Origin of the sequence: Pseudovibrio sp. W64 (genome assembly GCF_001623145.1) — a bacterium.
Taxonomy (GTDB): Bacteria; Pseudomonadota; Alphaproteobacteria; order Rhizobiales; family Stappiaceae; genus Pseudovibrio.
On the sequence record NZ_LMCI01000043.1, the window covers coordinates 326,162 to 338,123 of the forward strand.

Sequence of the window (11,962 nt, forward strand, 5' to 3'; positions counted from 1 at the left end):
GTCACCAGAAGCACCAACAACCACAACCCCGTGGTCATTCACCTGCACTCCATGGCCGAAGCTGTCATACTCGGCACCATCAGATGCAACAAGTTTGCCGGATTTAGCTGTGACATTACCCTCACCCAGGATTGTAACAGTAACCGTCTCAGTGGAACTTTCACCTGAGGCATCTGTTACGGTGTAAGTGAAAGTATCGGTTGCGGTTTCTCCGCGGTTCAATGCGTCGTACTTACCATCTGGACTATAGGTGAATGTACCATCGGCATTTACTGTAACAGAACCGGTAGTGTCGCTCGTATCAACGGCAATGCTATGGGTGTCAGATGTATCGAGATCAACGAACTCGGGTGCAATATTAATCGCAGTGTTTTCGTCTGTCTGCCTCGCAATCTCAACCGCAACCGGCCCTTCATTCTGCCCTGTCACCGTAATTGTGACAGTAGAAGTCGCACTTTCACCAGCAGCATCAGTAATCGTATAAGAAAACGTATCTGTAGCTGTTTCTCCAACAGCTAGATGATCGAATTTAGTGCCTGGGTCATAGTGGAATGTGTCATCACTGATGACTGTTCCAGTTCCGATCATTTCAGCGACATTCAAAGCAAGTGTATGAGTATCTACCAGATCAAAATCCTGGAAGAAAACTCTAATGGAAATCACATCGTTTTCAGTAGTTGAGATTTGAATTGGGTAGGAAAATGGTGCGGAGTTAGACATTAAAACAACTTCCCTAAGAGCATTAACAATTACACCCTAAAGTTGCAAAACTTGCCCGAAACTTATGATTTCAATTTTAATAAATATGAATTTTCCGCTGTATTTTGAAATAGATAAGAATCTCGCATCTTTCTTATGTTAGGTTGTAAGTAAATGTACTTTCACCCCTTATCGGCAATGCGATCTAGTTTCCTTTCGATATTTTCCAACCGCTTTTCAACGCTCTCAACCAATGTCTCAACCCGTGTAACACGCTCAACCATAGCGCTACTTTGCGAAGCGTAGCGCTCCAATGCAGTCACTCGTTCGTTGACGCTTGCCGCCCACCAGACAAAACCAATAAACTGCAGTATCACAGTAAACATCAGCCCTACTGGGATCTCTTTTCCAAGACGCCAACCCGAAAGCGTTTGCTCTTGCATCGCCATCACAAGCACCTCTTTCATTCGCAATTTGATCGTGTAGTTTTAGTCGTCTCGTCAGGCTTTGCACTTCCGATACTCAATCAAGCGAGTGTTCCAACGCGACCAAACTCACGAAGAAATTTCACGAGTTCCTGTGCAACCAAGCTTGTGAGTTTATCCACTAGCTAGCCAGAAAAGAAGTTCTAACTGAAGCAACCTCAAGCTTCGTTGATCGAGACAGCACCTTCGCGCTGTGCCAACACCCGCTCTCCTTTCACTGGATAGCTTTCCGGCCACCGGATATCTAAGAGCCGCCGCTTTGAAAGCTTTGCAGTTGTGACTGCATTGGACTGATTGCCACCAAGCACATGATAGTGGCCGGCACTCTCAGAAACGTAGAAACCAACGTGCCCTTTCCAACCGCGAGGGCTACCGCGCCAGAAGACAAGAATAGAGCCAGGTACCCCTTTATCTAACCGTCTGCCGTATTTCGCCCATTGGCGAGACCCTAGAGGATTGATAGGCAGGCGATCAGAAACAAGGCTCATGCAATGGGCGACAAACAGACCACACCAAGGGGTTTCATCAGTCTGGTAGGAGATACCCAACTTACTCGCCCAACCCATAATCCTTGGATTGTGCTTCGGTCCAGATATTTCCTTGGTTCCCAACAATCGTCGCGCCTCAATAAGCCATGGCGGCTCGCCACTTTTGACCGCTTTAATCTTGAAGCCTAGCCAACTCTGATAGGCATGTTCTGAAAGTCTGCCCCAATCACCATCGGGCTTGCCTGGATTGAATCCAAGTTCCAACAGCATTTCTTGAGATTCCAAGTCTGGTACCCGTCCCATGATCACCTCACAAAAAAGGCTCCCCAGGGGAGCCGGCTTTCAGTTGAGTTCGCTTGCAATGCCCTACCAAACACCAATCACAACCACATCGTGACCTGTGCTTGAGCCGACAAATGGATAAGGTGTGGTCGTTCGCCGTGTCACAAATCCAGTCTTAAAGCCATCTTTTGTTTTCGCAGTGGTTCGAGGTATGTGTCCGCTTTCATCTGCCGTCGTTAAGACGATGTATTTGCCTGCTTTGCTGGATGGGAGCGCTTGTACGAACTCGTATTCGTAACCACCTACACTAGTACGGCTGCAGGTCAGATTACTTGCCCAAAGCACATCACCGCTTCCATCCACCTTTGCAGCGGCAATAATCCTCGGAACCCCTGCCAATGTATTCAGCTTTGCTGAGTTGAGCTTCAGATCTGTAACAGAGCTGTTTTTGTATTTTTGAGTGGAGAGTGAACTATCTTCAATCTCCTCAGTTCCAACTTTGTCTAACACCGCCAGGTTTTGCAGACCTAAGTTCTGCCGAGCGTGAGGCGCACTGGGAATATCGCTCAGGTTGTTCGTTTTATGGAGAAAGTCACTTGTGTCTGGAGTTGCAAGCACCCATCCATCAACATCAGAGTAGACTTTCAACTTCTTATCTTGCGATTTGAAATACAGCGCTCCATCTGCCAGCTCATTGCCCTCATTATCAGTGTCCGGATCGTCGTCAAATGACCCTAGATAGAGCTTATTGAAGCGTTTGAACGCCAGATCAGAAGCTTGTTCAACTGCTGCTTCCAGTTGGTTCAAAGCATCCTCTGCTTTGCCTTGAGCTGTTTGTGCCTGATTACGAGCTGCTATGGCTGCGGTCTTGGCAGCAAGAACCACTGCTTCGACATTTGCCGGATTAAGGAGAACATAGCCCACCTGCCCCTCAATCACTGTGAGCATCGCCGGATAGCCTGCTTGCAGGTCATCAGGGTCGAGTTCATTGCCGAGGCCATTTCGAATTGGCAACAGCACATCATCAACCTTGATGGTCACGGCGCCTGAGTTGTTTGCAATGGGAACGAAGACTGCAAACTCAACTGCCGAGAGGCTGACACCCAATCGAAGTTTCGCCCTGATCGCATTACCCGTCCCATCGATATCGACCAGTCGCGTGATACTGTCAGCAAGGTCTCGCACATAGTTCCAGGTGCCGCCCAGCCACTGATAGTAACCGCTTAAGGCGTGGTTGGAGTCAGCTCCGACTATGGCAGGTGTGTAGTCTGGTTTGTTGGTTATATTATCCAGCTCGGCCTTGGTCTTAACGATCACGGCTCCAAGCGTAGAACCTATCTCAAGCTGCCCCAGATACGCTCTAATCTCAGCTTTGACTGGTTCGTGCTCAGTGGTGCTACCAAGACCGAACGTCACAAAATCACGCCAAACGATTTCCTTGGTCAGGAAGTTCATAGCCAACTCCAGATTTCGAAATGAGATTAGATAGAGGCCTGATGCACAACTGGATTAGACCAGCTGCTATTTTGCCCAAAGACCGAACGGGTTCGCATACGGAACCGATATTCCACACGAGCAGTCAAACTTTCTGTCTCGATGGTTTCTTCACCATCGTTTGCTTGCGCGTACTTGGCAGCGCCGCCGCTGGTTTTCATGTACTCCAGCTCATAGGTGAGAGCCTCAGAGCCACGCGAGAAGCTCGCCTCAGCAATCAAGCTCTGGCCCTGCTGCTCAAATGCAATCGTGAAGCTGGTGACAATCGGCAATGCAGAGGAACCAATGCGTTGAGGAGGATCACCCTTTTCGCCCTCCTCCTCAGGTTCAAAATCGTAAAGGCTCTTAGGAACAACGATTGCCTCAAACTGGTGGGTAAAATTGTTGAGATCCAAGATCGGAGTTCCAATAAGTTCCAGATAGGCATCCACCAGATGAGGCGGTTCTGTGATCTTGATAAAGCGTCGAAACGGCAGGTTCTCAGATGCAAAGTAGTCGCACACAATCCGCACACGCGGAGCTGTTGCACGAATGTATTTTAGCTTCTGTTTGCGCCGCATATGGTTGTGGCTTTGGATGCATTCGTTATCAACGGTTCGCGACCTGGGGTCGTTCTCATCCACATAGGGATCACCCCAGATGACCGCATCATCTTCGGTATAGTTCAGCTCTGGATTGGTCCAAAGGCCCCGAACAGATTTCACATTCGAGTTTGGATTCCGGTTTGACAGGAACGTCACTTCCTTGATGTCTGCTGTTTTCAAGTGAATGTCAGGCTCTACCCACTCCCCGGCATGCACAGCCACCTTGCCTTGCAGGTCAACATAAAGCAGCAGTTCACCCGCTTCATCAATCAACCTTGCAACCTCAGTGGGGTCATTGTTTTCCCGGCCACTGAAGCCACCATGATATCGAGGCTCTTGATCCCCTTGGAAGTTGGTGACCTGCTCATCAGCAACAGCAGCAGCATTGGCCCAACTCTCAAGATTAATCCGCTCAGGCTTCAAGGCTCCTCCATAGGGAGATAGCAAGAGATCAAGACGGTGAAGTGCAAGGTTCCTGCTAAAGGCAACCTCATCAGTTCGGGGATCTAAAACGCGCTTCGCCCGAACCAAAGATGTCACAGTCGGATATCCATGCGGATACACCGTTCTATGATGCTGAGCGCTGACGCTCTTACAAATCACAAGCGTGCTGGCGATGTTGTCGCCGCGATGGTCATCACTCCAGATATCACTAAACTTCGTGACCAGTTCGGAATACGGCTCACCAACCGGAGTGCCCAACCGTTCTTTGATAATGACCTTAGCCTTACCACTGAGGCGGTAATACTTAGATGCATCCTCATCATTGCTCAGCGATTTTATGACGTTGCCATCTTCATCAATCTCAACCGCTGCATCACTCAGGTAGTGTTCAACAAACCCATCTATCTCATGAGAAGCATGCGCGATGATCATGTAAGCAGTCCCGTCACGCTCCTCCAGAAACATCATGTCTCCAGCCTTGCGCACCAACCCATAAGCAAACGACCGAGACGGTACGCTTTGCCGTTGATTGACTTTGCCATCTGCAACACTTGGCAAGGGAGCTGCATTACTCTGCCGACGCTGAGTGCCCGCCAACTCCTTGACGGCATAACCAACACCAGCAGACAAGCCGACACCGATAATCCCAACACCAACAGAGGACACCGCAGCACCCGCAAGAATAGCTTGCGTCGCAACGGATGCACCAAGTATGGCCGCTCCGTTCGACAATACGAACGCAACACCCAATGCAACAGCATGAGGCATCAAACACTCCAGATTTTCAGAGCTGGTGCGTGAATGGTTTCAAAACCATCCCGCCAATGAACTTGCCAGTTGAGCCCGTCCCAGATCGCTCCCCACTGCCGGAGCGGGTTATGCAAACTGCCGACAACCCCGATGTCACCGATCTTACTAGAGCGCGTTTCCAGCAGGCCCGCGATTGCAACACAACCTTCAACCAAACCTAAAGCCCCGCCAGATGTTGTGAGCAGTTCATTCAACTCTTCAGTGGTTGAGTAGGTGCCGCGCAGAAACTGAGCGCCATCGGGATAACCGTTGAAGCACGCCCAATCGGCAAGGACCAAGCAACAGTCAGCCTTGCCGGGATCGAAGCGCATGTCACGTCGATCTGACAGCCAACCTTGCAGGTTATTCAGGCACGTGGCCATGTGATAGTTTGCTCGTTCATGAGGGTCACTCGTTCACATGACAGATCTGGAAGAAGGTCAGGATTGAGTTTAAGCGACAACGCTTTTTGATCTGAATCCGACAGCACAGCATTGCGCCGCGATTTGCGGGCATGGAACACATTCGCAACAACCACGATCACTTGATGCAAGATATGAGGTTGAGCCTGATCACCCGTAGCTGCTTTGTGAAAATTCAGATCAATGATTTCGCCTGTGAACTTGACGATTGGATCTCCAACAGGTTGAAAGTACTGATCACAAGATTGCAACAAAATCTGCACTTCAGACCCGATTACATCATCTTCCTGAGTTTCTTCATAAGCCAGGTCGGCAATGTCCTGAGGAACGCCAGACAGGCCGACCTCCATAACCACGGCCTCACCAGAAAAGGCATATTGCAGCGTGCTTAAGGCTGTTTCCGGGAGTTCCCCGGCAGCTCGCCAGTGATCACCATTTGCATCAATGTAAGGGCAAGATCCAAACCAGAAGCGAGAGGTTCCTTGGGGGAAATCCATCTTCATCAGGATCATCACTTTGCGGGCACTCATTCAGCTGCGACCTTATCCCAGTAGTCGATTGCCTCAACAAAGTTCAGCGTCTTAGGCGTGATCGGTGACACTCCGTGGACGATGTCCATCTCATTATCAGAGGCAAGATGCATCAGACATGTTGGTTCTTTCACTGTGAGAATGGATCCGGCTGGAATCTTAGCTCGTGTCGCAGGAAAGATCGGAACTTGAACCACATCACCATCTTGCGAGATCACCGGGCCTGTCTGGTAAAGCGCATGGAAGTAACTGTACTTAATGCCCGTCAGGCTCAACCCTTCACGCAAAGCGCGAAGCTTAACAACAGTTGCACCGGTCTGTGCGTCTTCTTCCATTTGAACCAAAGGTGGTTCACTGGCGTACTTCGTGCCATCGGAAAACGTAGACCCATCAGAGTGAGTTGCCAGAGCACTTTGTGTCTTTGCGAGCTGCTGCAACCGTGATCCCGTGCAATAAGCCGGAACGATCACCAAGCCAGTTCGCCCCTGCAACGCAACTTGGATCGCATTCCAAGCTTCCTCATGGTCCATATCATTCGACTTCACCATGATGTTTGGAAACACCGCCCGCCAGAAACCTAAGTCGGTTTGCGTTACAAGATCGCGGCCTCCCAACGTAGTGCCGCCCGATCTGGTAAATGGCCGCTGGTGAAAGGCTGGTTTACCCCGCATTGCAAAAAGCTTGAACGGCCAATGAACGAAATTAGCCAAGCCAACTTCCCCCTTTGTTTTGCTCATAAGCATTCAGGTCATTGACCACGTTCCCACGGGACTGAGCAGTGGCTGCTTTGATGATGCCAGGTTTAGCTTGATCGACGATTTGCACAGCAACAGGACCAGCAACACCGACCACTCTGACATCAAACTCAGAGCTGCCCTCAACCACCAACCGGATCTCAGAAGGAGTATTGCGGTTTGCTGGTGCAAGAATTGCTGCAGGTTTCGGGATCATGGGAACAGGACCGCCGACGAAGCCGCCTCTTGCAAAGCCTTTCGCGCTTTTATGCAGCGCATCAAGATTGGCAACACCAAGTTTTCTGGTTGCTTCTCTCGAGAACACATACTCATCACCGTGCACAATACCTTTAGGAGTGTACTTGCCTCCTGGCCCTGTCCAACCACCTCCATCAAAGCCAAAAAGTGAAGACGCAATAGTTGCAAGAGTAGACACCAGACCGCCGCTATTTGAACTGGAACCACTTGCCCCACCACCAAACATAGAACCAAGCGGACCAGTACCAAACACTGCTGCCTGGATTGCAGCGTCCGTCATCAACTGAATGAATTGGTCAAGTGCCGTGCTACCCGTGTCAATCGCAGCTGTGATCTGGGAAAACTGATCTGAGATCAGTTGCCCACCAAACTGAGAGACTTGATTGAGCTGCTCCTGTGCGGCCCTTTGGTTATCGATGCCTCGCACCAGGCTCTCAATTTCCTGCTTTTGTTTTTTGGTTGCCCCAGCCCCTGCTGCACGTATCTGGTTCAGGAGCCGCTGCTGCATTTCTGTTTTGCCAATCAAATCGCGTTCATGCTTTAGCACTGCAATGACCCGTTCAACCGCTTGCGCTTGTCTGATCGCATCTTTAGCGGACTTACTGCGATAAGTGCCAGCAAGATCATCAACACCCAAAACCGGCTTAGATGTTGGCACAGCTACCCTTGCGGTTGGTATGGTTGAACCAGGCAAATTCTCAGATGATGAGGCCAGCTTATTGCTGTTCTTACTTCGCTGATCCAAGATCTCCTGAACTAGCTGGAGCTTAGTTTCCAATGCACTGATTTGCTCTAATAGTGCCGCTTCTTTCATGCTCTCAGTATTCAGAAAGGTTTGCGACAGCGATCCTGAGTTCAATCGCTCTTGTGTAGCCATCAGACGCTTATTTAAGATCCCACGATCAGCCTCAATTTTTGCAAGAGCCTTCCCAAGATAGCCGGTTGAAAAGCTGTCTGGTTTGAACGGAGACCCATCTTTACCCGTTAGCAAATCAATATCAGGATCAAAAGTAGACCCTATAAGTCCACTCATCCCCTTTGAGAAATTGCCAAATCCCCCCTTTACTGCTTCCTTGAGTTCTCTAGCTTTCTTGACTGCCCCAGCCATGTTCTCACTAAAATTTATGAGATATGGCCCGATGTCAATTAAGGACGCTTTGAGCTGCTTGTCCAAAGCGTCCGAGGCATTTCCCAAACGGTTTTGCATTTCTTCTGCCTGCTCGAGAACATCATTTTCAATAATGTTCCCAAGAGCGCTGGCTTTCCTTCCAGCCTTGTCCATAGCATCAGACCCAAGTTCAAGAACACGAACAAGGTCTGTTCCTCGTTGGCCGAACCCTGCCTTAACCAACAAAGCTTTTTCCTCAGCAGTCTTAGCCTTAGAAACTGCATCCGCATAACGTCTCAAACGTTCTTCACCACTGGACGCATTCACGAGTGCTCTTAGCAAACCTCTATCTGCCTTCTCCAAGGCAGAATACAACTCACCAGTCTCAAACTTGGCTTCCCCAACTCCAATTGTGAACTTGCGCAAGGCCGTATCTAAAGTGGAGGTTTCAATCGAGGCTTCCCCTGCCATAAACGCCAGCGTTTGGTAGAACTCACCACTCAAACCATTTTGCCTGGCAGTCTTCGCTACCTTGTCGAAGTCTTCAAGGCCTTGCTTGGCAAGGGTCAAAGCACCGGCCAGAGACAGAGCCCCAGCTGCTGCCCCGGCAAATGGTAAAGAACCCACTGATTTGAGGAGCTTTCCTGCTGCAGCACTGGATTTCCTCATTTCCTGATTGAAGCCACGAACAGCTTTTTCATTACGTGCAAAGCTCCCCTTGGTTTTCCTCTCCAAGCGGGCAATCTTCTTTTCCATGTCCGTTGTTCGGGCATCAAAAAGCGTGATTACTTTTTGGCTTTCACTGGAGTTTGCCATTATGAAGTTCCATCAGTTGTCTCAGCTCGTCACGTTCAGAAGGGGAAAGGCTTCTCCCTCCTTCATGGCTGCGATTCATAGCAATCCAGCCCTCAACAGCTTCACTGAATTCCACCAGACTTGCCTGCCAAAAATCAGATGGTCTCCATCCAAGTGCAGGCAACCATTGAAGCCATTGCCGAAATGGAAAGAACTCTAAAGGCTCTCCACTTCGGCCTCGCCCTTTCCCTCAGACAGTTCCGGGAACAGTGCTGCTGTAATGGCTTCCTTCAGCAGAGGTAGATAATTCACCCCAGTCTGACTCTCCCAGGCCTGCTTCGCATCCCCCTCGATCGTGAGAGCTCCAATACAAGCTTTCAACGTTGAAACTGACATCATGTCCAAATCACCAACAAGCTGCCCTAATGGCCGGCCATCACACGCTTGTTCCAATTGCTCCAAACGCTCCATTTCGGCGCAAAGAATAAGATCATAACCGTTAAGCTGGAGCGCTACCTCGCCCCGGGTTTTATTTGCTCTTCGCATGATCTACTCCGCAGTGAAGGTGACTTTTCCGGTGAACTTAACGGAGATGCTGAACTCCGCTTCCCCTTCAACCTCACCTGAGAACTCGATACTCTCGATAAGGATGACACCTGCATACTCACCAAGACCTGGAACAATGACCTTAGCGTTGGTTCGGGTTTGCTCCAGACAAGCGGCGTTGAGCTGTGTACTGGTTGCACTATCATCACTCAAACCTGACCCGGAAAACGAGACTGACTGAATACCGTGTACAGATGAGGAATAGACAATCGAGCCAGGGTCATCGCTATCTGGTACCGTTGCATCCACCAGGGAGTTGTTGATGGACAGGTTTCTGGTTTTAATCCCAGCAGTGTTTTCAAACACTTCAGGATCCGCACCATTTCCAAGTTTTAAGAGAAGTAACCGACCTTTTCCGTCTGCCATGTCTATGCCTTTCTGCAATGGAATTTCACCGTTATGACACCATGACGCGTGACCCCATCCGGATCAGTCATGACGCGCGTACTTTCAACAAACGAGAAGCAGGAACTCAGCCCTTCAACCACCAAGTCAGCATCGTGCAGTTTCCCATAGAGCTTTGCGATTATCTGCTTGGCCTCAAGCTGATCGGAAGCACGAGACCAGATATGAAGATCAACAAATTCATGAGAGCCATATGCACCTGTGACATCATTGGGTATCGCCTGCCATTCCCCGATCTGGATGAATGGGTATCCCTCTTTACCAACTTCAGAGGTGTGGTGATCAAAGATGGACTTTGCAGCCGTTCCGGCATTTACAAGCACTTCATAGAGCTGGGTCTGTAGAGTAACCTCATAACCGTTCATTTGAGCGCATCCTTGATTGCCTTGTTCAGCGCTCGGTTCATGCGGCCGCTATGGCGTTTTTTTATAAGCCTGAATGCTGGAAAGAAGAACGGTTGAGCTGGATGATGCACTGTTCCAAACTCCAGCCAGTGCCACGTAAACCAAATAACAACCACCCAGCCTGACTGGCTTTTAGCGACCTGCTTCTCCCCCCAGGCCAGTTTATCTTCTGATGTTGCTTTTCTGGATTTTAAGGAGCGAGACAACTGCCCGCTGCGTTGGGGAGCAGCTGCACTGGCAATGTTGGCGAGCTCTGTTGAAGATTTTTTTTGAACCTTCTCAATTTCCTGATCAACACTAGGAGCAATCTTTCGAAACTGCGCCATCACCACATCAAGATTTGAAGAAACCTTCACACCATCACGCATTAGACTGCTACCCCACGTTCAAGCAGCAGTTCCAGCCGCCGCTTGCGCCTTTCAGGATCATGAATTGAACGGATGTTGAATGTCTTGCCATCAATCACCGCAATATCCGCTTCGCTCAGATCAGCGGAAACAGCCGTATAACGAATAGAAAGGACGCCCATGGCAGAGGCTTCAATACGCCCGCCAGCAATCACCTCTTTGCCTTTGGACATTTGCAACTCACCTACAGTCTTGAAGAGCAGGTTCCAGGATGTAATCAAGCCACCAGAGCCATTGGAAACAGATGCTTTACGCCTGAAGGTGACCCTGTCTTTGAGACGACCAGCCCGCATGATGATAGCCTTTTAAAATCCCCGCCTACCCGATAAAGCGGCGGTAAGGTTCAAGCATAAATTTGGAGGAGTGAGGCACTGAAGTCGCAACTGAACCAATCACCACGTCTTCACGAGTAGCGTACAAATGACCAACCATCATCATGATCGCTGCATTTATCGCCGCGGGAATATCTTCAGGCTGGTCACCAAATCCAGTGACATATGTAATGTTAATGGGACGCCTCTTATCGGCATTCAGTTGCGGAAAAGAAAAGCTTTTTGCGACATGCAGGTCAGTTCCTTCCACGCTGCTTTCAAACTCAAGTAATGAGGGAGCAAGCTGCTTTGATACTCCACTTGCATCCACATATGTGACCTCAGTTCTGGAGACATCAGGAAACCAGAGTTTGAAGGTTCTGTTACCAGGCCAACAGCAGTAGCTCTGTTCCCAGGTTTGATTGATGAGGCACCGCTTGAGTTCACCATGGTATCCTTCAAGACGAGAGACAGCTGCTCTCAAATAAGTTTCAATGAGAGCGTCATCTTCAACAACATCAACGCACAAATGTAGTTTTATGTCAGCAACACTAATGGGCAGTGTGACCGGTGCCGTCTTCAATCTCGGAGTTGAACCGCAGTCCATGTGGGCATCCATGTAAAGTTAAAGGTCAGTCCTCATCTGCATCTACTGGCTCGCCCGCGTCTTCATTCGCAGGTCCAGTCAGATCGAGATACTTGATACTTTGCGCCTGC

15 protein-coding genes are annotated in these 11,962 nt (G+C 49.5%); all 15 read right to left on the reverse strand.

Annotation, left to right across the window (positions count from 1 at the left end; all coding sequences use genetic code 11):
- Window positions 1-720, reverse strand: a 720-nt coding sequence (locus PsW64_RS25570) for an Ig-like domain-containing protein (protein WP_193757859.1), incomplete at its 3' end; no start/stop codon positions are given.
- 161 nt (window positions 721-881) lie between these two features.
- Window positions 882-1,166, reverse strand: coding sequence for a hypothetical protein (locus tag PsW64_RS25575; protein ID WP_063305431.1), 285 nt, complete (start codon window positions 1,164-1,166; stop codon window positions 882-884).
- Between the two features lie 176 nt (window positions 1,167-1,342).
- Window positions 1,343-1,975 carry an NlpC/P60 family protein gene (locus PsW64_RS25580; protein WP_057463296.1) on the reverse strand — a complete coding sequence of 211 codons (633 nt, stop codon included), beginning with the start codon at window positions 1,973-1,975 and terminating at the stop codon, window positions 1,343-1,345.
- 63 nt (window positions 1,976-2,038) lie between these two features.
- Entirely contained in the window at window positions 2,039-3,409 is a 1,371-nt protein-coding gene (locus PsW64_RS25585) for a hypothetical protein (protein ID WP_063305432.1), read from the reverse strand.
- A 26-nt stretch (window positions 3,410-3,435) separates the two neighbouring features.
- Window positions 3,436-5,244: a hypothetical protein gene (locus PsW64_RS25590; RefSeq protein WP_063305433.1), complete on the reverse strand. Its 1,809-nt coding sequence runs from the start codon at window positions 5,242-5,244 to the stop codon at window positions 3,436-3,438.
- On the reverse strand, window positions 5,244-5,648 hold the full coding sequence (locus tag PsW64_RS25595) for a DUF6950 family protein (protein WP_063305434.1): 405 nt from the start codon (window positions 5,646-5,648) through the stop codon (window positions 5,244-5,246). Before PsW64_RS25595 ends, PsW64_RS25590 begins: the two co-directional genes overlap by 1 nt.
- On the reverse strand, window positions 5,633-6,217 hold the full coding sequence (locus PsW64_RS25600; RefSeq protein WP_063305435.1) for a hypothetical protein: 585 nt from the start codon (window positions 6,215-6,217) through the stop codon (window positions 5,633-5,635). The genes PsW64_RS25595 and PsW64_RS25600 overlap by 16 nt, the downstream gene beginning before the upstream one ends.
- On the reverse strand, window positions 6,214-6,927 hold the full coding sequence (locus PsW64_RS25605) for a hypothetical protein (RefSeq protein ID WP_153042431.1): 714 nt from the start codon (window positions 6,925-6,927) through the stop codon (window positions 6,214-6,216). The genes PsW64_RS25600 and PsW64_RS25605 overlap by 4 nt, the downstream gene beginning before the upstream one ends.
- Window positions 6,920-9,133, reverse strand: coding sequence for a hypothetical protein (locus PsW64_RS25610; protein ID WP_063305437.1), 2,214 nt, complete (start codon window positions 9,131-9,133; stop codon window positions 6,920-6,922). The genes PsW64_RS25605 and PsW64_RS25610 overlap by 8 nt, the downstream gene beginning before the upstream one ends.
- Before the next feature lie 195 nt (window positions 9,134-9,328).
- Entirely contained in the window at window positions 9,329-9,658 is a 330-nt protein-coding gene (locus PsW64_RS25615; RefSeq protein ID WP_063305438.1) for a hypothetical protein, read from the reverse strand.
- Between the two features lie 3 nt (window positions 9,659-9,661).
- The gene (locus PsW64_RS25620; protein WP_063289239.1) at window positions 9,662-10,084 is read right to left on the reverse strand and encodes a phage major tail protein, TP901-1 family; all 423 of its coding nucleotides are present in this window, start codon (window positions 10,082-10,084) and stop codon (window positions 9,662-9,664) included.
- Between the two features lie 2 nt (window positions 10,085-10,086).
- The gene (locus PsW64_RS25625; protein WP_063305439.1) at window positions 10,087-10,488 is read right to left on the reverse strand and encodes a DUF3168 domain-containing protein; all 402 of its coding nucleotides are present in this window, start codon (window positions 10,486-10,488) and stop codon (window positions 10,087-10,089) included.
- Complete coding sequence (locus tag PsW64_RS25630; protein ID WP_193757860.1) at window positions 10,485-10,859, reverse strand: HK97-gp10 family putative phage morphogenesis protein; 375 nt, start codon at window positions 10,857-10,859, stop codon at window positions 10,485-10,487. The genes PsW64_RS25625 and PsW64_RS25630 overlap by 4 nt, the downstream gene beginning before the upstream one ends.
- A 35-nt stretch (window positions 10,860-10,894) precedes the next feature.
- Window positions 10,895-11,227 carry a phage head closure protein gene (locus tag PsW64_RS25635; protein WP_063305441.1) on the reverse strand — a complete coding sequence of 111 codons (333 nt, stop codon included), beginning with the start codon at window positions 11,225-11,227 and terminating at the stop codon, window positions 10,895-10,897.
- 25 nt (window positions 11,228-11,252) lie between these two features.
- Window positions 11,253-11,852, reverse strand: coding sequence for a head-tail connector protein (locus PsW64_RS25640; RefSeq protein ID WP_193757861.1), 600 nt, complete (start codon window positions 11,850-11,852; stop codon window positions 11,253-11,255).
- Window positions 11,853-11,962: the final 110 nt, after the last annotated feature.

What these genes read in the sequence shown, in the direction of transcription:
- PsW64_RS25610 (WP_063305437.1), bottom strand. Translation starts at nt 9,133, where the DNA reads ATGGCAAACTCCAGTGAAAGCCAAAAAGTAATCACGCTTTTTGATGCC.
- PsW64_RS25635 (WP_063305441.1), bottom strand. Translation starts at nt 11,227, where the DNA reads ATGCGGGCTGGTCGTCTCAAAGACAGGGTCACCTTCAGGCGTAAAGCA.
- PsW64_RS25580 (WP_057463296.1), bottom strand. Translation starts at nt 1,975, where the DNA reads ATGGGACGGGTACCAGACTTGGAATCTCAAGAAATGCTGTTGGAACTT.
- PsW64_RS25585 (WP_063305432.1), bottom strand. Translation starts at nt 3,409, where the DNA reads ATGAACTTCCTGACCAAGGAAATCGTTTGGCGTGATTTTGTGACGTTC.
- PsW64_RS25620 (WP_063289239.1), bottom strand. Translation starts at nt 10,084, where the DNA reads ATGGCAGACGGAAAAGGTCGGTTACTTCTCTTAAAACTTGGAAATGGT.
- PsW64_RS25640 (WP_193757861.1), bottom strand. Translation starts at nt 11,852, where the DNA reads ATGGACTGCGGTTCAACTCCGAGATTGAAGACGGCACCGGTCACACTG.
- PsW64_RS25595 (WP_063305434.1), bottom strand. Translation starts at nt 5,648, where the DNA reads ATGGCCACGTGCCTGAATAACCTGCAAGGTTGGCTGTCAGATCGACGT.
- PsW64_RS25625 (WP_063305439.1), bottom strand. Translation starts at nt 10,488, where the DNA reads ATGAACGGTTATGAGGTTACTCTACAGACCCAGCTCTATGAAGTGCTT.
- PsW64_RS25575 (WP_063305431.1), bottom strand. Translation starts at nt 1,166, where the DNA reads ATGAAAGAGGTGCTTGTGATGGCGATGCAAGAGCAAACGCTTTCGGGT.
- PsW64_RS25615 (WP_063305438.1), bottom strand. Translation starts at nt 9,658, where the DNA reads ATGCGAAGAGCAAATAAAACCCGGGGCGAGGTAGCGCTCCAGCTTAAC.
- PsW64_RS25600 (WP_063305435.1), bottom strand. Translation starts at nt 6,217, where the DNA reads ATGAGTGCCCGCAAAGTGATGATCCTGATGAAGATGGATTTCCCCCAA.
- PsW64_RS25590 (WP_063305433.1), bottom strand. Translation starts at nt 5,244, where the DNA reads ATGCCTCATGCTGTTGCATTGGGTGTTGCGTTCGTATTGTCGAACGGA.